This is a genomic window from Mycobacterium pseudokansasii (genome assembly GCF_900566075.1).
Lineage (GTDB): Bacteria > Actinomycetota > Actinomycetes > Mycobacteriales > Mycobacteriaceae > Mycobacterium > Mycobacterium pseudokansasii.
In genome coordinates, this window is record NZ_UPHU01000001.1 from 3094506 (window position 1) to 3112380 (window position 17875).

General features: G+C 66.1%; 18 protein-coding genes. 5 read left to right on the top strand and 13 right to left on the bottom strand.

From position 1 onward, the window contains the following. Nucleotides 1-115: 115 nt before the first annotated feature. A complete protein-coding gene (locus tag EET10_RS14035) occupies nt 116-988 on the bottom strand; it encodes a DUF4344 domain-containing metallopeptidase (RefSeq protein ID WP_036403202.1) in 873 nt (290 codons plus the stop codon). 295 nt (nt 989-1283) lie between these two features. Here EET10_RS14035 and EET10_RS14040 point away from each other — a divergent pair, with 295 nt between their 5' ends. Next, nucleotides 1284-2390, top strand: coding sequence for a sulfite oxidase (locus EET10_RS14040; protein ID WP_036403200.1), 1107 nt, complete (start codon nt 1284-1286; stop codon nt 2388-2390). Nucleotides 2391-2632: 242 nt separating this feature from the next. Here the strand turns inward: EET10_RS14040 and EET10_RS14045 are convergent, their stop codons facing one another. The 6 genes from EET10_RS14045 to EET10_RS14070 all read right to left on the bottom strand — a co-directional run bounded on the left by EET10_RS14045 (nt 2633) and on the right by EET10_RS14070 (nt 7119). Beyond that, entirely contained in the window at nt 2633-3709 is a 1077-nt protein-coding gene (locus tag EET10_RS14045) for a hypothetical protein (RefSeq protein ID WP_036403197.1), read from the bottom strand. An 82-nt stretch (nt 3710-3791) separates the two neighbouring features. Then, nucleotides 3792-4175, bottom strand: coding sequence for a DUF5073 family protein (locus tag EET10_RS14050; protein ID WP_036403195.1), 384 nt, complete (start codon nt 4173-4175; stop codon nt 3792-3794). After that, on the bottom strand, nt 4175-4963 hold the full coding sequence (locus EET10_RS14055; protein WP_036403192.1) for a heavy metal-binding domain-containing protein: 789 nt from the start codon (nt 4961-4963) through the stop codon (nt 4175-4177). Before EET10_RS14055 ends, EET10_RS14050 begins: the two co-directional genes overlap by 1 nt. A gap of 195 nt (nt 4964-5158) precedes the next feature. Continuing rightward, a complete protein-coding gene (locus EET10_RS14060; protein ID WP_036403190.1) occupies nt 5159-5353 on the bottom strand; it encodes a ferredoxin in 195 nt (64 codons plus the stop codon). After that, complete coding sequence (locus tag EET10_RS14065) at nt 5350-6534, bottom strand: cytochrome P450 (protein WP_063468024.1); 1185 nt, start codon at nt 6532-6534, stop codon at nt 5350-5352. The genes EET10_RS14060 and EET10_RS14065 overlap by 4 nt, the downstream gene beginning before the upstream one ends. 102 nt (nt 6535-6636) lie before the next feature. Next, a complete protein-coding gene (locus EET10_RS14070; protein WP_036403188.1) occupies nt 6637-7119 on the bottom strand; it encodes a hypothetical protein in 483 nt (160 codons plus the stop codon). A 390-nt stretch (nt 7120-7509) separates the two neighbouring features. Here EET10_RS14070 and EET10_RS14075 point away from each other — a divergent pair, with 390 nt between their 5' ends. The 4 genes from EET10_RS14075 (at nt 7510) to EET10_RS14090 (ending at nt 11088) form a co-directional block, all read left to right on the top strand. Continuing rightward, a complete protein-coding gene (locus tag EET10_RS14075; RefSeq protein ID WP_099187284.1) occupies nt 7510-8148 on the top strand; it encodes a TetR/AcrR family transcriptional regulator in 639 nt (212 codons plus the stop codon). A 104-nt stretch (nt 8149-8252) separates the two neighbouring features. Then, on the top strand, nt 8253-8798 hold the full coding sequence (locus EET10_RS14080) for a class I SAM-dependent methyltransferase (RefSeq protein WP_122502234.1): 546 nt from the start codon (nt 8253-8255) through the stop codon (nt 8796-8798). Between the two features lie 252 nt (nt 8799-9050). Continuing rightward, nucleotides 9051-10214, top strand: a complete 1164-nt coding sequence (locus EET10_RS14085; protein ID WP_036403187.1) for an acyl-CoA dehydrogenase family protein — start codon at nt 9051-9053, stop codon at nt 10212-10214. Nucleotides 10215-10254: 40 nt separating this feature from the next. Next, the gene (locus EET10_RS14090; protein ID WP_063468021.1) at nt 10255-11088 is read left to right on the top strand and encodes an enoyl-CoA hydratase-related protein; all 834 of its coding nucleotides are present in this window, start codon (nt 10255-10257) and stop codon (nt 11086-11088) included. Nucleotides 11089-11157: 69 nt separating this feature from the next. Here the strand turns inward: EET10_RS14090 and EET10_RS14095 are convergent, their stop codons facing one another. Genes EET10_RS14095 through EET10_RS14120 form a run of 6 tightly spaced genes read right to left on the bottom strand, consistent with a single transcriptional unit; the run spans nt 11158 to nt 17868 of the window. Further along, on the bottom strand, nt 11158-12828 hold the full coding sequence (locus EET10_RS14095) for an FAD-binding protein (RefSeq protein WP_099187286.1): 1671 nt from the start codon (nt 12826-12828) through the stop codon (nt 11158-11160). Continuing rightward, nucleotides 12825-14201 carry an aromatic ring-hydroxylating oxygenase subunit alpha gene (locus EET10_RS14100; RefSeq protein WP_063468027.1) on the bottom strand — a complete coding sequence of 459 codons (1377 nt, stop codon included), beginning with the start codon at nt 14199-14201 and terminating at the stop codon, nt 12825-12827. The genes EET10_RS14095 and EET10_RS14100 overlap by 4 nt, the downstream gene beginning before the upstream one ends. 14 nt (nt 14202-14215) lie before the next feature. After that, complete coding sequence (locus EET10_RS14105) at nt 14216-15733, bottom strand: acyl-CoA synthetase (RefSeq protein WP_122502235.1); 1518 nt, start codon at nt 15731-15733, stop codon at nt 14216-14218. A 21-nt stretch (nt 15734-15754) separates the two neighbouring features. Beyond that, nucleotides 15755-16627, bottom strand: coding sequence for an enoyl-CoA hydratase-related protein (locus EET10_RS14110; RefSeq protein WP_036403177.1), 873 nt, complete (start codon nt 16625-16627; stop codon nt 15755-15757). Between the two features lie 13 nt (nt 16628-16640). Then, nucleotides 16641-16877: a biotin/lipoyl-containing protein gene (locus EET10_RS14115; RefSeq protein WP_036403175.1), complete on the bottom strand. Its 237-nt coding sequence runs from the start codon at nt 16875-16877 to the stop codon at nt 16641-16643. Next, the gene (locus EET10_RS14120) at nt 16870-17868 is read right to left on the bottom strand and encodes an alpha-ketoacid dehydrogenase subunit beta (RefSeq protein ID WP_063468018.1); all 999 of its coding nucleotides are present in this window, start codon (nt 17866-17868) and stop codon (nt 16870-16872) included. The genes EET10_RS14115 and EET10_RS14120 overlap by 8 nt, the downstream gene beginning before the upstream one ends. Nucleotides 17869-17875: the final 7 nt, after the last annotated feature.

The following is a 17875-nucleotide window of genomic DNA, read 5'->3' on the forward strand; positions in this document are numbered from 1 at the left end:
GATGCCTGAACGGTCCATGAACTCCTGCTCAGGACGGCTGCTCAGGAAGACCGGCGGGCTGGCGGCTGCGCCGGTTCGCCGCGATCGGTCCGGGTTTTGCGGCGGGCTGCTCGGATCAGCTGGGCTTTTTGAGGTGCGGCCCCAGCATCTGCTGCCATGCCTTGGACATGTTCTGGAACTCCTCCTCGCAATTGCCGGCCCGGTCCTCCGGGAGGTCGCCGGAGGCGACCATGTTGGCGTTGGCCGCCGGGTCGGACCCGTAGATCCAGCACTCCCAGTTGTACATGCGGGTGATGTCCATGGAGTGCCCGTCCCAGAACGGGAGATCGTTGGCGTCGCCGGACTCCTTGGCGCTCAACTTCCAGTCCTGGGCGGTGTTGGTCGCAATCCGGACACCGTTGGGGTAGGGCTTTCCGTCGGCTCCGGGAGCCAGCAGCATGAACGCCGAGAGCTGGTCGGCCACATCCTCTTCGCGCCCGGTGAACGCGAGCTGGTAGATGGCCAGGGTGGCGTGACCGAGCTCGTGATAGAACCCGGAAGTCGTCGCATCGATCGCGGCGACCACCGGATCCGGATTGCCGCTGTCGGCGAACCGGTGCTCGCTTTGCTGGATGTCCTCGTAGCACAGTGTTATCTCGTTGGTATTGGGGTCCCAATAATCGTTGGGCTCACCACATTGTTTGCCGACAACCCCCACGTCGTGGGGCAGATTCAAAGTGTCGTTGACCTGCTGAGCCACCGCCTCCACCAGTTTCGCGTCCGTCATGAGCTGGCGGCCTTGTTGTGCCTCCGGTGTTTCGGCGTCTTCGTAGCGGGGGTTCATCCGTCCCGAGGAGGCGGGCTCGGTCGTGGTGGCGGTGTTCGAGGCTTGGCTCGATTGGTTTCCCGACGTTGAATTTTCGGCGGCCTGGCTGTTGGTGGACCCGCCACACCCGGCAGTCACGAAAATCGCGGCGAGTGTCGCGAGCGCGGTCGTCGGTCTATTCATCGCGTGGAACCCCTTCCCTCGGAGCAGCCCCGTCTCACGATGCGGTGACCTCGCATCCGGCTTTTCGCTGAACCTCGTGAGACCTGTGAGAACGGTACGACACCCGAGCCATCCCGATGCCGATTTGCGCCCCTGAGCCGAAATGCCGGGACGAGCGTTGGCTGCCAATCGAATTACCGTCGGCGTCGCACCGATGACCGTGTTGTGCAGGCCGAGCTGTCCGGCGACCGCGCTCTCGAGCCCGCCCGGTCCCGGCCGCTAGACCCGTCGCCGGTGATGGCGGACGATCTCTACTATGGCCGCCGACGCCACCGCGACATGGGGCAAGCGAGACGACATGATCGTGCATGCGCAGCTGCCCTACAACGCTGAGCCGCCGGTCGCGGCGCTGGCCGGCAGCGACATCACCCCGATCGATGCGTTCTATGCCCGCAATCACGGCTCTATTCCCGGTATCGCGCCCGCTCAGTGGCGCCTGACGGTCAGCGGTTGCCTCGACAAACCGCTGATGCTGACCTACGACCGGCTGATCAACGATTTCCCGCGCCACAGTGTGGTGGCGACGTTGGCGTGTGCGGGTAATCGGCGCGCCGAGTTGCTGCGCGTGCGAGCGATCCCGGGTAAGGAGCCCTGGCAGCACGGTGCGATCTCGACGGCACAGTGGTATGGCGCGCGCCTGGCCGACATCCTCGGCGCGGCCCGGACCCACGTCGAAGATGGGCTGCACGTCGCCTTCGATGCTCCCGACATAGCCCCGGAGGCCCGGCCCGTCCAGACCTATGGCGGTTCCATCCCGTTGCGCAAGGCGATGTCGCAGGAAGTGCTGCTGGCGTGGCAGATGAACTCCGAATTGTTGCCACCTGCCCACGGCGGCCCGGTTCGGGTGGTGGTGCCGGGATACATCGGCGCCCGCAGTGTCAAGTGGGTCACTGCGATTACCGTGCAACCCGGCCCGTCGGAGAACTACTTCCAGGCGTATGACTACCGGATCCTGCCGCCCGACGCCGACCCCGCCACCGCTGCTGCGGAAGAAGGCATTCCGCTCTCGACGCTGGCGCTCAATTGCGACATTCTGCAACCCGTCGACGGTGCCGTCGTCGCCGCCGGCGCGCTGACAATCCGCGGCTACGGCATCGCCGGCGACGGTCACCGCGTCGCGCGCATCGACATATCGCTCGACCAAGGGCACACCTGGCGCCAAGCCGAGCTGCACCCGGCGCCCGGCACATGGTCATGGCGGCCGTGGTCATCGACTGTCGACGTCGAGCCCGGCGGGCTGCATATCACCGCTCGCGCGTGGGACGACACCGGGACGCTGCAGCCGCAATCGCCGGCGTCCCTGTGGAATCCGGGCGGCTACGGCAACAACGCCTGGGCCAGCGTCGCATGCGTGGTGCGGTAGCTCGGCGCCGACGCGGCGAGGCGGCCGTTGTCGGCTCAGCTCGCCGCTCGCGCCGTCCGGCGCCCGGTCCCGAGACTGTCACCCCGCCGGTGCCGATGTCGACCGGGTCCGGCATGCCGTGAACGGTTCCCTCCAGTGCGCCCTTTCGTCGGTTCAGTGCGCTTGTCGCGGCGGCGGGATCTCGGCCGCCGTTGCCGCTGCGGCTACTGCCGAAACGATTCTCATCGCGCGGCTCGATCGGCTCAGGGCTCTGACAACAGCAACATGACCCGCCCGTCGGCCGACGGCGCGGGAAAGGCGTTTTCGCTGAATCCGTAGTACTTGCGCTGGGTCGCGGTCACGGCGTCGATCACTTTGCCGGTCGCACTGAGTTCGCCGTGGTGGACGCGGGCCATCATGCCCTTGAAATCCGGCACCGCCATCGAGTCGGCGAGCAGCAGCGCCTCACCGCCGGTCGGCAGCGTCACCAGAATCCCCGCGCCGGCGTAGTTGTTGCCGCCGCGGCCGGTGCCTTGCGGCGCCCAGTAGACGGGCGCGGACGCCACTTTGCCTGTTACGCGCCGATATTGTCCGGGATACTGCGTGTCGGCAACGGTGACGACAGGCAAGGCGGCGATGGTGCGCTTCTCCTTCAGCCACATGGCGCCGAGCGGGATGCACACGATCGCATACATCAGCGCCACCAGAACCAGCACGGGTTTCCAGGCGACTTCCCAGCCGAGCCGGCGTGGCGAGATCGGCAGGCCCCGCAGTTGCTCGTCCAGTCGGCGGCGGCCGACACGGAATACGTACCAGGCCAATATTCGCGCCAGCGCCATGCAGGCAAGGATGATCAGCCCGACAATCCCGCACGTCCGGAAGTAGAAGGTGCTGTCGCCCTGGTTGACGGTCGCCGCGACCATCACGGCGGGAATTGGTGCGGTCAGCAGCAGCAGCAGTGCATAAGAGGGGTGGCTGGTCAGGAAGGGATAGGTCACCGTCCAGGCTCGGTTTCCGCCGTAGCCGGTGAACGCTCCGATGTCGGCGTGCACCGTGGGCGTCCACGAACCCTGGGCGATACGCGGCTTCACCAGGGAGCGCACGAACAAGAACCCGAAGACGAGGGCGACAACCAAGGCTCCCCAGAATGTCGCGTCGAGCCGCTCGCCGGTCCCGGGCACACCGAAGGCGCCATGGATGTCGATGACTTTGCCGATGAAGAAGGTCAATGGCATGACGAAGAACAGCTCCAGCAACCAGACCTGGATCAGCTGCGGAATACGGGAGCCGATTCGGTCGAAGGCCAGCACGCGTTGCCAAAGGAACCGCAAGACGCCCATGACCGGGCACCCTATCTACTCCGGAATTGCCGGAAGCGGCATTTCGCTGATCAGAACCGATCCGCTAGGTGACCCGGGCGGATCAGTACCGATAGCCGGTACTGGTGCCCAGGACCTCCACCGCCGCGTTGATGTTCGGGATGACCGTCGGCCCGTACCGGCTGACGATCTGTCCCAGTGCGCGCGAGACGTGCGGACCAACGGCGTCGGCGGCCAGGATGTCCTCGGCGATGACGATGCCGTTCACCATGTGTGCGGCCAGCAGCCGACCGTCGTGGGCAACCTCATAACGCCAATCACCGATCTGGATTCGCTCCGGGTTCGATCGGAACAGGCCACGCCGAGCGGCGGTGTGAATCACCCCCGGAAGGTTGGCGAAAACGTTGACCACCAAGGCGACCCCACCGGGGCCGGCGAGCGCGGCCCCGATGGTCCGGCTCACCTGCTCGGCGTCGAAATGGGTCATCAGTTGTCCATCGGCAACACGAACGACGGCGTGATGGTTTCCCCGCTGCCGGTGCGGCGTACCGCGGTTCCGGCCGTGTAGTACTCGACCGTGTGCAGGCCCCAGGCATAGTTGGAGATCGCGAAATGCACCCCTACGACGCCGGTTGCGCCGTCTCGTTCCGCTTCGCTTTGCATACGTGACATCGCCAGTTCTCGAGCTTGGTAGTTGCCCTGGGTCCACTGCGGCATCTCCATATTGCGGCCGATCTGTTTCAGCGTCTGCATGAACCCCTGCACGGCGATGTGGAACACGCAGTTTCCCATCACGAAGGCGACCGGGGTGAACCCCGATCGCAGCAGCGTCACCATGTCCTGCCCGGACAGGTGGCTGGAGAATGCTTGCCCGTTGGGACGCCGAAATGCCCCGGGCTTGGCGGTGTAGCGCACCGCCGTGCCGACCGCCATGAACTCCAGATGCTCGCCGCCCTCACCGTGATGACGCCAGTTGAGCCGGACACCGACGATCCCGTCCGCCTTGAGTGCATCGGCTTCGGCCTGCATGCGCGCCATCGCATTCCAGCGCGCCCGATAGGTCGCCTCGGTGAGTACGCCCAATTCCTGCTGCTGCCGCATGCCACTGAACTGGAAGCCGACGTGATAGACCGAGACACCCATGACCAGCTCGATGGGTTCGAACCCGGCGCCGTGCAACAGCGCGAACTCGTTGATCGACAAGTCGGACGTGAACGACTTTTCGGCGTGCGACAAACGATCGCTGGCCACCGGATCGAGCGAGCCTGGTTGCATGTGCAGGTGTCCCTTCTGTGGTTTGCGTCAGCGTACGACGAGTCCAGCGCCAGCGTCTGTGATATCCGCCTCCGATGCTCCCGCGCCGGTCGTTCGATCCCCGCGTGTGGCGGCGTGCGGCGACGGCATGCGGGGCCGGTTCTCGTCGTAATGTTCTTGTGCCGCAAGCGATTCAGTAACCACCCACGCTGGCGTTCAACAGGACAGTGTGATCGCCCGTTCCGGGCAGTTTTCGGCGCCCATCACCGCGTGCCGCTCCAGTTCGCCCGAGACTTCCGCGACCCGCAGGATGGAGTGTCCGACCTCGTCGGCGTCGAAGACATCCGGCGCCAGGGTGTAGCAGCGTCCGTGCCCGGTGCAGCGATCACGATCGACCGAGACGCGCGTCATAGCGCGACCGGGAACGTCAGGGGCAATGCTTCCACCGACCGCAGGGCGGCGGTGTAGACCAGCCGGGTGCCGGGTTTGATGTCGTAATCCGGGATGCGGCGGTGGAATTCGCGCAACGCCACCCGCAGCTCCATGCGCGCCAGGTGGGAGCCGAGGCACCGGTGCGGGCCGCCGCCGAAAGCGCGGTGCCGGTTCGGGTTGCGGTTGAAGTCCACCAGGTCGGGATCGGGGAACTCCGCCGGGTCGGTGTTGGCCGCGCCGAGCAACGGGCTGACCCGTTCGCCCTTGCTGATCGGGCAGCCCCCCACTTCGACGTCTTGCATGGCCACCCGGGCGACCCCGGGAACCGGAGTCTCCCAGCGCAACAGCTCCTCGACCGCATGCGGCAGGATGTCGGGCTGCCCGATGAGTTGACAACGATGCTCGGGGTGTCGGGCCAGGTAGACGAAGAAGCAGTCGAGCGAGTCGGTGACCGTGTCCAGGCCCGCGATCAGGAAAAGGAAGCAGATGTCGAGCAGTTCCTCGCGGGATAGCCGTTGGCCGGCAACCTGCCCTTTGAACGTGGCCGCGATCATCGCGGACAGCACGTCGTCGCGCGGGTTGGCGATGTGGTCGTCGATAGCGCGGTCGAAGTATTCGTAGATCTGTTGCGCTACGGCCGCCGAAGCGTCGTGGCGGTCGTCGTAGCCGGTGGAACCCGCGGGGCGGATCACGCCGTCCTTCCACTCCAGGAATTTGTCGAGGTCTTCCAGGGGAAGGCCCAGCAGCTGCAGGAAGACGGTGCACGGCAGCGGCACCGCGAACTCGGCATGAAAGTCGCATTCACCCCGGCCGGCGAACCGGTCGATCATCTCGTTCACCAGCGCGGTGACGTGGGGTTCACGCCGAGCCATCTCCCGGGGCGTGAACAGCGGATCGAGGATACGGCGGTACTTGGCGTGTTCGGGCGGGTCGATTTGCAGCGGGATCAGTGGCCGCAGGTTGCCGAGATCGACGGCATCCATGTTGGAGGAGAACAGGTCGGTGCGTTTGAGCGCCATCTCGATGTCGGCGAGCCGGCTCAGAACCACCGCCTGCGGCGCCCGGAACACCGGAGTCGACTCGCGCAGTGCCTTGTACATGGGTTGTGGTTCGGCGATGCCGGTAACCGCCTGGTCGACATACCCCTCGGTTTCTGTCATGCAGATAGCGTGGCACCGGCGCCGGGAGCGGGGCAATGCCTGCCGACCCTTTATATTGCAAAAATACGTAACTTACCGATGTTAGGTTCGGCGCTGCCGTGCTCACCCGGAAGCCGGTTCGTGTGACTGGCCGCCGTGGCGTTTGCGTGTCAGTGACGTGGCGCTGCGCACCGCGCCGCGCACCGTGTAAGCGGCCGCCACCACCGACAGCACGATCAGCAGGATGAACGTCGGCAGCCAGTTGCTGCGGCTGTGGTTGACTTCCCACCAGATGATCGTGAACAGCAGCGCGCACAGCAGCAGCACGATGTCGCGCCAGTTGCCCTGGTAGGACATTGCGGCTTTACGCAGCGCGCGACTCCGGTCGGCGGCGTCCACCAGATCATCGATGCGTTCGTTGATCGTGCGTTCCAGATCGGCGCGTTGCGGGGCGTCGGCGGGGAGCCGGTCGAGCAGGTCCATGTCCTGCTTGAGCTGGCCGCGAAAGTCGGCGCCCTTGAATTGCCCGGCCGCAACGGCGAGCATGACACCGCCGAAGACGGGCGCACTGCCCAACGCAAGCTCTCGCAGACCCGACACCTGCATTCCTCCTTCGGGCACTGACCGCCAGCTGCGCATTGCCGGGCCAGAACGGAGGCGGCAACCGCGGCACTCTCGGCCGGTCGAGAGCCGTTTACGTGATCCGAGCAGGACTATAGGCGCTGAGCGGTCAGTTCGCGCTCCCGGGTTGTGGCCGGTAACCGGGGCCCGGCATCGACCGTGGCGTCGACGACGGACGTCGCGAATCCCGGGGCTCAGCCCACCTCCCGGCAGCCTGGCACCTGAGAGCCATCGAAGGCCAAATCGCCTCAACGGCAAGGTGTTTGAAATCCCGCGGTGCCCAAAACCGATGGCCGCAGCGCGCGTCGCGCCGGCAAGAATTCGCTGGCGTGCGGTGCTAGCCGCGCGATGAGCGCAGCCACTAACATCGCATGAATGGCTGAAGCGGGCGTAGCGGGGCGGCGTGCCAACAAGCGGGGCCTGGCGACGCGGGAGAGCATGCTCGAGGCCGCGATACGGTCGCTGGCCTCCGGAGACCCCGCAGCCGCGTCGGCCAATCGCATCGCCAAAGACAGCGGCGCTACCTGGGGCGCGGTCAAGTACCAATTCGGCGATATCGACGGGTTCTGGGCCGCAGTGCTGCACCGCACCGCGCAGCGACGCGGCGAGTTGCCGTCGAATGCCATCTCCGGCGGTCCGCTGCACGAGCGGGTCTCGGTCATCATCGACACCTTGTACGAGGGGCTGACCTCCAGCGATTCCCGGGCGATCGAGACGCTTCGCCGAGCACTGCCCAACAACCGCGCCGAACTTGAGCGGCACTATCCCCGAACCGCTGCCGAGCTGGCGTCCTGGCACCAAAGCTGGGCGATGGCCTGCCAGAAGGCATTCGCGGATCTGGATGTCGATCCTGACCGGGTACGCGAGGTAGCCACGTTCATCCCGGGAGCCATGCGCGGCATCACCTCCGAAAGACAGCTGGGCACCTACTCCGACCTCGACCAAGCCCGCCGAGGGTTGACCAACGCCATCGTCGCTTACCTGGGAAATGCTGGGGCACAATGCTTTTCCTGAGTGCGACAACCTTGCCGGTATTTTTTCGCGGTTGGCGATCCGTATGGACCGTCGGCATGGCCGGTGCGCCAGGGTATCTGGACATCGGGCCGGTGTAAGAGCTTGTGGCCGAGCAGGATCGCCGCCGCTGGGACGAGCGCTACACCGACCTGGGAGCGCCGGCGCCCGGCGCCGTCGGACCGCCCGGCGCCTTCGTGGGTCACACGGACGTATTCCCTACCGCGGGAAAGGCGTTCGATCTGGCCTGCGGTCCGGGACTGGGCGCGGTCTGGTTAGCACACCGAGGGTTAGAGGTGTGGGGAGTGGACGTCTCTCCGGTAGCGATTGGCCAGGCACGGGATTTGGCCGCGCATTGCGGGGTCGCCGATCGCTGTCGATTCGATGTTGTCGACCTGGATGCGGGTTTACCGCCGGGGCCACCCGTCGACGTGATCGTCTGCCATAAGTTCCTGGATCCCCGCCTGGACCGGCCGATCGTCGCACGCTTGGCACCGGGCGGGTTGCTGGCCATCGCCGTGCTCAGTGAGGTCGGCGCGGCTGCGGGTCCCTTCCGCGCCGGGCGGGGCCAGCTGCGGGCGGCATTTGCCGGACTGGACGTGATTGCCGCTGGGGAAGGCCAGGGGCAGGCCTGGCTGTTGGCACGGGCCTAACCGTCAGGCTCGGTGGGCCGCAACTGCGCAATCTCTTGTGCTGCAGTGATATCAGCGCCCTAGTCGCAACTTTCGGGTGCCAGGTGGTGCCGCGGCGACGGCCTCGGCAAACCCGGTCCGGATGTCCTCGGCGGCAACGGCGCCGGCGGCGGCCGGGGAACATGGCGGTGCTTTTCGCCGAATCCACCGCCAACGATCGAAAACTATGCGAACCTGAACCGATATTGCGCGGAGCAACATCAGGGGGCAGCCATGTCCGAGCTTTTCCCGGCCTACCGGGCTAGTTGGGAAACCGATCAACATCGCGAGCTGCGCAAGTACGCTGCCGAGTTCCTGCTCAAGGAGTCCACCCCCAACCAAGAACGCTGGGCCCGCGAGCATCAGGTCGATCGTGAGTATTGGAACAAGCTGGGCGACGCGGGGTTGCTCGGGCTGGACCTGCCCGAGCGGTTCGGCGGCGCCGGTGGCGATTTCGGTTATTCCGCGGTTTTCGCCGAAGAGCAGGCACTGGCGCACGATACCTCCTCGGGGTGGGCGGTGCACTCACCGATCGCCGCGCACTACCTCAACGCCTACGGCACTGAGGAACAGAAGCAACGTTGGCTGCCCGGGGTCATCAGCGGCGACGCCGTGCTGGCGATCGCGATGACCGAGCCCGGCGCCGGCTCCGACCTGCAGGGGATCCGCACCACCGCCGTCCGCGACGGCTCACACTATGTGATCAACGGTTCGAAGACCTTCATTTCCAACGGAACTCACTGTGATCTGCTGATCATCGTCACCAAGACGGATCCGGCGGCCGGCGCGGCCGGGGTTTCCCTGATCGTCGCCGAGACCGACGAGAATCTGCACGGCTTCGAGCGTGGCCGGGTCCTGGAAAAGATCGGCCAGCATGGCCAGGACACCCGGGAGTTGTTCTTCTCGGACATGCGCGTGCCGGCGGCAAACCTGCTCGGCGACAACGAGGGGCTGGGCTTCTACCAGCTGATGGAGCAGCTGGCCCGGGAGCGACTGGTCATCGCCTCGCAGTGCGCCGGTTTGGCCGAATGCGCGGTGCTCGAGGCGATCCGCTACACCAGGCAGCGGGAGGCATTCGGGCGCCCGCTGATCAAGTTCCAGCACAGCAGGTTTGAGTTGGCGCAGCTCAAGGCCGAGACGCTGTCGATCAAGACGACCGTCGACCACTGCGTGCAGCAGTACATCGACGGCAACAACGACCCGGCCACGGCGTCGATGGCCAAGCTGATCGCCGCGGACAAGGCGGTCGACATCGTCGATCGGTGCCTGCAGTTCTTCGGCGGCTACGGCTACATGATGGAATACCCCATCGCGCGCGCCTATGCGGCCGCACGAGTGACCAAGATCTACGGCGGCACAAGCGAAATCATGAAAGAGATCATCAGCCGTTCGCTGTAGGCGGCGCTCGGCTGTTCACGCGTCCGGTACTGTCACCAGCATGGAACGGCGCGTCCTCGAAGCGATCATCTACGAACGCGAACCGCCGATCGCGCGGATCATCCTGAATCGGGTCGACAAGGCCAACACCAAGGATGCGGTCCTGGTCACCGAAGTCGATGCCTGCCTGCATGAGGCCGACCGCGATAGAGAGATCAAAGTCGTCATTCTGAAGGCCAACGGCAAGGGCTTCTGCGGCGGGCACGTGGCGCGTTGGGATCCGGACGAAAACCCCTACCCGGATTTCGGCAATACCTTCGAGGACCTGTACAAGGGCACCGCCGACCTGTTCCTGTGGCCCACCCTGTACCTGTGGGAGTTCCCCAAGCCGACGATCTCCCAGATCCACGGCTACTGCATGGGCGGCGGCATCTATCTGGGCCTGTTGACCGACTTCTGCGTCGCCTCCGAGGACGCGTATTTCCAGATGCCGCTTGCCCAAAGCCTGGGAGAGCCCGGCGGGCACACCATGATCGAGCCGTGGTTGCTGATGAACTGGCACCGCACCATGGACTGGCTGCTGCTGGCGCCGACCCTGTCGGCGCAACAGGCCCTCGACTGGGGTCTGCTCAACCGGGTGGTGCCCCGCGAGGACCTGGAAGCCACCGTCGAGGAGATGGCGCGCAAGATCGCGCAGATCCCGCTCACGACGCTGATGGCGGTGAAGAACAACGTGAAGCGGGCCTGGGAACTGATGGGAATGCGGGTGCACCTGCAGGTCAGCCATATTCTGACCAACATGGTCGGCGCCGCATCCGATGTTCAGGCGCGTCGGGCCGAGCTGATGCAGTCCGGAATGAAGCCGCGCGATTTCGTCGCCGGCGACGACTCCTAGCGCGAGCAGACACAGAATCGCATTGCGCGGGCCTTCGGCGTGCGATTCTCTGTCTGCTCGCGCAGCCAACTAGCGGGCGGCGGCGTGCCGGGCGGCAACATAGCCGAACACCATCGAGTTCGCAATGCTCGCTCCGGCCCCAGGATACGTTCGTCCCATCACCGTCGCGGTGGTGTTGCCGGTGGCGTAAAGGCCCTCGATCACCCGGTCGTGCTCGTCGAGAACCTGGGCGTGCTCGTTGGTGATCACACCTCCGCAGGTGCCGACGTCCGCCGGAAACACTCTGGTTGCGTAGTAGGGCGCGCGGTTGAGCGGGCCGAGGGCGGCGTTGGGCCGATATCCGGGATCGCCCAGGCAGGTGTTGTAGGCCGACTGACCGCGGCCGAAGTCGGGATCAAGGCCCTGGGCCGCAAAGTGGTTGAACCGCTGAATCGTTCGCGTCAGCGCATCGACGGGCACACCGATCTGGCGGGCCAGGTCGCCGATGGTGTCACCGCGCTTGACGGCGCCGCTGTCGATGAATTCGGGCGGCAGGCGTCGGTTGAGCGGGTTGGTGCCCGTGACGTACCGGCGGATGTAGCCGTGGTCGAAGATCATCCAGCACGGCACCGCCTTGGCGGCGTACATCGCCTTGCCCACTTCGACGTAGGAGTTCGACTCGTTGCAGAACCGCCGGCCGGCCAAGTCGACGTAGACGGCTCCCGGCCGTTGTCGTCCCGAGCCCAGCGACGCCGCCGCCGCACCGCCGTTGGCAATGAACACCGAAGGGAGCCACCACGCTTCGTCCAGCAGGCCGGTTTGCGCGCCCAACCGCACCGCGGCGCGCAGCACCTCTCCGGTGTCGCCGGCATTGGCGATCGACCACTTACCGTCGTTGGGCTGATCGCCACTGTATTGCCGTCGCATCTCGGCGTTGTGGCCAAAGCCGCCGGCCGCCAACAGGACTCCCTTGCGCGCCTCGATACCGACCGGAATACCGTCGCGGATGACGCGCGCCCCGACCACCCGGCCGTCCTCGACGATCAGGTCCTCCATGGCGGCGTTGGTCCACAACGTGGGCCGGCCATCGCTGAGGTCAAGCAGCACCTTGAGCATCTGGCCGATCAATGATGCTCCGTTGGTGAGGATTTGGCGGCCGCGGACCCGGGCGGCGCGGGTGCGCAGAAACACTCGGGCTGCTACGGCGAAGGCACGTGTCGACCGGTTGAAGTACTGCAGCGAGCGCAACTCGTTGGTCAGCACCACGTAGCCGTAATTCTTGGCCAGCGGCGGCTGCAGCTTGTCGCCCCAGGCCCCCAGGACAGCAGCGTCGAACGGAACTCCCTCGACGGCACGGCCGGCGGCGTTGCCGCCCTGATGATTCGGGTAGTAGTCGCTCCAGCCGGCGCAACGGATCAGCCGAACACCTTTGTGGACAAGAAAATCGAGCATCTCGTAGCCCGCTGACAGGAACGTCTCCCGGCGGGCAGCCGAAGACGCCGCGCCGATGTCGCCGACCACGTCGGCAAGGTAGGCCAGACCGTCTTCGTAGGTGTCGGCGATGCCGTCGGCCCGCATCAGCGGGTTGTTCGGCAGCCAGACGATACCGCCGGAAAGACCCGTCGAGCCGCCGACCAGGTGCTGCTTCTCGACGATGAGCGGCTCGAGCCCGCGGTCGAGTGCGGCCAGCCCCGCCACCATGCCGCCCCCGCCGCTTCCTGCGATGAGCAGGTCGACCGAGCGGTCCCACCGCGCGCTCATTGTGCCGCCGAAACGCCCGCAGCGAGGCCCAAATCGGCGATCGGCACGTCGATGGTGGTGTTGGTCTGCGCAATCGCGGGCAGCAGCGTGTCGTAGGGCAACCCGGCCAGGAATCCGTCGATGACCCGCTCGAAGTTCGAGATCAGCCCTTCGATCTGGTTCGACAACCGCATGTACTCGAAACCCTTGGAGCGCAGCCCTTTCTGCTGCCGCGGCAGGTTGGAGAAGTCCTGCGCGGGAATTGGCGGCCAGCTCGGGTCATCGGGCGCCATCGGTTCCGGTGGGGTGGGCTTGCCGGTGACCTGATCGGGCGGAATCCGGATGAGCGACCAGATCTCGAACAACGTCTCCTCCGGCCCCAGCGGACGAACCCGGTACGAGGAAGCGCTGCTGTATTGCGGCAACAGGAAGTAATGCGGAAAGCCGAACCCGATCGCGTCGACAATGCCGCGGCGCGCCAACTCGTTGAGGTCGGGAACATCGCATCCGCGGGCGCGATGCCAGGCGACGACGGCGTCGTTGAGCGTGGCGCGCCAGGCAGTCATCGCCTCGGCGGGATCGTCCGGCAACTCGACGTTCTGCAGGCCTTCGGCGATGCGGATGTCGTTGGCGTGGGTCATGCCGCCCATGCCCGCGCCGAGGGTCCGCATAAAATACAGGCTGCTGGCGATGACCGGGCGTGTGCCCGGCGCGGACGTACCGTTGCCCTGCGCCGACGGCAGCAGCTGCGGATGGGTCTGCGGCACGTGATAGCCCTCCATGAACGCCGCCGTGGCCAGCTTCCAATTCACCGGAAGCCGGCACGACAGCCACCACTCGGTGCGCAGCGACTCGACCTTCCAGGCGTCGTAGATCGAGGCGAAAGGCTCCAGGCAGGCGCGCAACGCGGGTGCGGCGTCGTCGAGGTTGATCCACGCGCACCCGCCCCACAGTTCGCACCGGACCGACACCAGCTGAAGATCCTGCGGGCACAGGTTGTGCTCGCCGAACACCTCCGGCCGGGCCACATAGGTGTTGCGTCCGTCGATGGCCCAGCACCAGCCGTGGAAGGGGCACACGAAGGTGCGCCGGAATCCGTTGCCCTCCACCAGCTTTACCCCGCGGTGCCGGCAGGCGTTGTGATAGGCCCGCACGTTGTCGGCATCCACCCGCACCACGATGATCGACTCGTCGAGGATCTGGTACTCCACGAAGTCGCCCGGCTGGGGGATCTCTTCGAGCCGGCAGGCCATCTGCCACACGCGTGGCCAGAACTTCTCGGCCTCCAGCGCGTAGAACTCGGCGTCGTAGTAGCGCTGCTTGGGGATCCGGTCGGCGGTCTGGACCGCCCATGGCACCGGCAGCGGTGTCCAGTTCACCTCAATGTTCACCATCTGGCTTCCCTCGCTCACATGATTCGCGACGTGCGGCCTTGCCAATACCGTTCGCGGATGCGCCTTTTGTACAGCTTTCCGTTGGGGTCGCGGGGCAGCTTCGCGGTGAAGTCGACGCTGCGCGGGCACTTGTAGCCGGCCAGGTGCGTTCGGCAGTAGTCGATCAGCTCGGCCTCCAGCTCGGGTCCCGCCCCAACCTCGTCCACCGGCTGCACCACGGCCTTGACCTCCTCGCCGTATTCATCGTTGGGAACGCCGAACACCGCGGCGTCGACGAGCTTGGGGTGCATCACCAACAGGTTCTCCGCCTCCTGCGGATAGATGTTGACCCCGCCGGAGACAACCATGAACGTCGAGCGGTCGGTGAGATAGAGGTATCCGTCCTCGTCCACATAACCCATGTCGCCCAGCGAGCGCCAACCGCGGTCGTTGCGCACCGACGCGGTCTTGACCGGATCTTTGAAGTACTCGAACTGCGGGCCGCCCTCGAAAAAGAGTTCACCGCAGTGCCCGACGGGAAGCTCGGTTCCGTCGTCGCCGAGGACATGGACCGGGCTCAATGGTTTGCCGACCGAACCCGGGTGGGCGAGCCACTCCCGCGGGCCGATCGTGGTTCCGGCGAATCCCTCTGTGCCCCCATAGTATTCGTGGATGATCGGCCCGAACCAGGCCATCATTCGGTGCTTGACGTCGACCGGGCAGGGCGCGGCCGCGTGCAGCACGCACTGCAGGCTGGAAACGTCATACGCGCGCCGCACCTCCTCGGGCAGCTTGAGCATGCGCACGAACATCGTCGGCACGAACTGGGCGTGGGTGACCCGATGGGTCTCGATCAGCCGCAGTACCGTCTCGGCGTCGAACTTGCCCATGAGGACGACGGTGGCCCCGACGCGGTGGACCGCCATGGCATAGTTCACCCCGGCGGCGTGATAGAGCGGCGCGGGGGACAGGTACACGCTGGCCGGGCGCAGGGCGTAGCGCCGGGTGAGCGCCATCTCCAGAACCGCCTGAGCCCAGGAACCGTTGGCGGTGGGCAGGCCGCGGCGCACCGCCTTGGGCCGGCCGGTGGTGCCCGACGAATACAGCATCTCGCTGCCGTCGGACGCCGGGAAATCGTCGCCGGCGCCGGCCAGCGCGTCGAGGTAGGAATGCCAGCCGGGTATCGACCCGCCGACGCAGACCGGGACGCGGCTGCTGTCGGCCAGCTTGCCCGCCAGGTCGGCAAAAGCCGAGTCGAGGAACACCGCCCGGGCCTCGCAATCGTCGACGATGTAGGCCACCTCGTCCAAGGTGAGGTGGGTGTTCACCGGCGTGTAGTAGAGCCCGGAAAGCTGGCAGCCCCAGGTGATTTCGAGAAACTCCGGGCGATTCGACAGCAGCAGGGCCACACCGTCGCCGCGCCTGAACCCCGCTTCGTGCAGCAGCGCGGCGACGCGGCGGCTGCGGGCATGCAACTCCGCATACGAGATGCCCGCCCCGTCACCCACGACAAGTGCCGGTGCTGCGCTACTGGCGTGGTCGGTCAGGTTCATCGGTGTCGGTTCGCCACGACGTCATGTGGCCGGAGCGCCGTCGGTCGACTCCGCCGCGGTCGCCTGGCGGCGCGCCATCTCGGCGGGCTTGATCTTGCCCTTCAGCACCTGCTGCACCAGAGCCTGTACGTCGGCGCTGATCGACGCCAGCGCCACCAGGTCATTGGAGCTTTGCCAGTGCACCCGCATGCCCATCAGCTCCCAGGCGCGTTTGATGTTGGCCTTGGTCGCCAACAGCGTCGTCAGCGGAGCCTGCGCGATGTGCCGCGCGATCGCCTCCACCCGGGCGTCGAGTTGATCGCGGGGGACCACCTCGTTGACCAGACCCACCGCCAACGCCTTCTGCGCGTCGATGACTTCGTTCAGGTACAGGTAATACGATGCCCGCCGCCAATTCATGAACACCCAGGGTTCGATCGAGCATTCGCCCGACGGCATGCCGAAGCCCTGCAGCGGTGGGTACTGAAAGTAGGCGTCCTCGGCGGCGATGACGATATCGGTGGTCAACCCGTAGTGCGTGCCCCCGCCCACGCAGTAGCCGTGGACCTGGGCAATCGTCGGTTTGGCGAACTCCCACAAATTGAGCACCGGCTTGACGAACAAGTCGGACTGCGGCTTCCACGGCGTGCCCATCACCTTTGCACCCTCGACGAACGCCGGATAGTCGACCGCGTTGTTGCCGATCGCGTGTCCCGAGCAGAAACCCTTGCCGTTGGCCTTGAGGATCAGCACCTTGATGTCGTAATCGCGGTCCGCGTCGGCCAGCGCGGCGTCGACCTCCTCGGCAAGTTTCTGGTCCTGGGCGTTGGCCTTCTCGGGCCAGTTCAGCGTGACCCGCGCTATCGCGCCGGTCTTCTCGTAGATGATGCGTTCGCGAGTTTCCTTGAGGTCCATGCCTTCTCCTGGGTTATGAGGTGATGACGCCGATCTGAACGCCGATGTCGTAGGTCCCACCGGCGGCCGCGGTCCACTGCACGGTGCCGGACGCGCCGGCCTCGACTTCCTGTTCGGCCTTCTCGGTTGCGACGACGTAGATCGGGGTGCCCTCCTCGACATGCTGGCCGCTTTCGACGAGCAGTTCGACGAGTTCGGCCTCGGACACCGCGACCGACACGCGCGGGATGCGAATGACGAAGTCAGCCATGCACTCCCGTCCTGTTCAGGGTCCGCTGCGCGGCCGTGACGATTCGTGCCGGCGAGGGATACACCTGCGCCTCCAGCGCGGCGGCGGCCGGGTTGGGGACGAACCGCGCACCGACCCGCTCCACGGGCGCCGCGAGTTCGCCGAACAGTTGCGATTGCAGGATCGCGGCGATCTCCGCCCCGGGCCCGCCGAATTGCACCGCGTCGTGCACCACGACGGCTCGTCTTGTGCGACGGACGGATTCGACGACGGTCTCGACATCGAGCGGCACCAGGGTGCGCAGGTCGACGACGTCGGCGCTGACCCCCTGTTCCTGCAGGGTGGCCGCGGCCGCGAGCGCGTCGTGCACACTGCGCCCGTAGCCGATCAGGCTCACGTCGGTGCCCGTCCGCTTGATATCGGCCTGACCCAACGGGATCGAGAAACCCGGGTCGACGGGGACGGGTCCGCGTTTGCTTTGCAGGCGGATGGTTTCGACGAACAGGCACGGGTCCTCGTCGAAGATCGCGGCGGTCAGCAGGCCCTTGCCATCCCGCGGGGTGGACGGCACGATCACCTTCATCCCGGGGATGTGCATGAACCACGCCTCCAACGTCTGCGAATGCGTGGCGCCGGTGCCCAATCCGGCGTATACCTGGGTCCGTACGGTGATCGGCGCCGTGGTGCGTCCGCCCGTCATGAAGCGCAGCTTGGCGGCATGGTTGATCAACTGGTCGGCGGCGATGCCGATGAAATCCATGATCATGATCTCGGCTACCGGCAGCATCCCGTCTACCGCCGCGCCGATCGCCGCACCCACGATCGCGGCTTCCGAGATCGGGGCGTCCACGACCCGGTCGTGGCCGTACTTTGTCGACAGGCCAGCGGTGGGCCCGGACGCGCCGGGATCGGCGATGTCCTCGCCGAGCAGGAACACCCGGTCGTCGGCCTGTAGCGCCTGATCGAGTGCGAGGTTGAGCGCCTCGCGCATCGTCATCTCTTGTTCGGTCATCTGCCGT

Coding starts and splice junctions, on each gene's coding strand:
- EET10_RS14115 (WP_036403175.1), bottom strand. CDS start 16,877: ATGGCTGACTTCGTCATTCGCATCCCGCGCGTGTCGGTCGCGGTGTCC.
- EET10_RS14060 (WP_036403190.1), bottom strand. CDS start 5,353: ATGACGCGCGTCTCGGTCGATCGTGATCGCTGCACCGGGCACGGACGC.
- EET10_RS14095 (WP_099187286.1), bottom strand. CDS start 12,828: ATGAGCGCGCGGTGGGACCGCTCGGTCGACCTGCTCATCGCAGGAAGC.
- EET10_RS14090 (WP_063468021.1), top strand. CDS start 10,255: ATGGAACGGCGCGTCCTCGAAGCGATCATCTACGAACGCGAACCGCCG.
- EET10_RS14070 (WP_036403188.1), bottom strand. CDS start 7,119: ATGCAGGTGTCGGGTCTGCGAGAGCTTGCGTTGGGCAGTGCGCCCGTC.
- EET10_RS14055 (WP_036403192.1), bottom strand. CDS start 4,963: ATGCAACCAGGCTCGCTCGATCCGGTGGCCAGCGATCGTTTGTCGCAC.
- EET10_RS14065 (WP_063468024.1), bottom strand. CDS start 6,534: ATGACAGAAACCGAGGGGTATGTCGACCAGGCGGTTACCGGCATCGCC.
- EET10_RS14105 (WP_122502235.1), bottom strand. CDS start 15,733: ATGAACCTGACCGACCACGCCAGTAGCGCAGCACCGGCACTTGTCGTG.
- EET10_RS14100 (WP_063468027.1), bottom strand. CDS start 14,201: ATGGTGAACATTGAGGTGAACTGGACACCGCTGCCGGTGCCATGGGCG.
- EET10_RS14120 (WP_063468018.1), bottom strand. CDS start 17,868: ATGACCGAACAAGAGATGACGATGCGCGAGGCGCTCAACCTCGCACTC.
- EET10_RS14085 (WP_036403187.1), top strand. CDS start 9,051: ATGTCCGAGCTTTTCCCGGCCTACCGGGCTAGTTGGGAAACCGATCAA.
- EET10_RS14045 (WP_036403197.1), bottom strand. CDS start 3,709: ATGGGCGTCTTGCGGTTCCTTTGGCAACGCGTGCTGGCCTTCGACCGA.
- EET10_RS14050 (WP_036403195.1), bottom strand. CDS start 4,175: ATGACCCATTTCGACGCCGAGCAGGTGAGCCGGACCATCGGGGCCGCG.
- EET10_RS14075 (WP_099187284.1), top strand. CDS start 7,510: ATGGCTGAAGCGGGCGTAGCGGGGCGGCGTGCCAACAAGCGGGGCCTG.
- EET10_RS14110 (WP_036403177.1), bottom strand. CDS start 16,627: ATGGACCTCAAGGAAACTCGCGAACGCATCATCTACGAGAAGACCGGC.
- EET10_RS14035 (WP_036403202.1), bottom strand. CDS start 988: ATGAATAGACCGACGACCGCGCTCGCGACACTCGCCGCGATTTTCGTG.
- EET10_RS14040 (WP_036403200.1), top strand. CDS start 1,284: ATGGCCGCCGACGCCACCGCGACATGGGGCAAGCGAGACGACATGATC.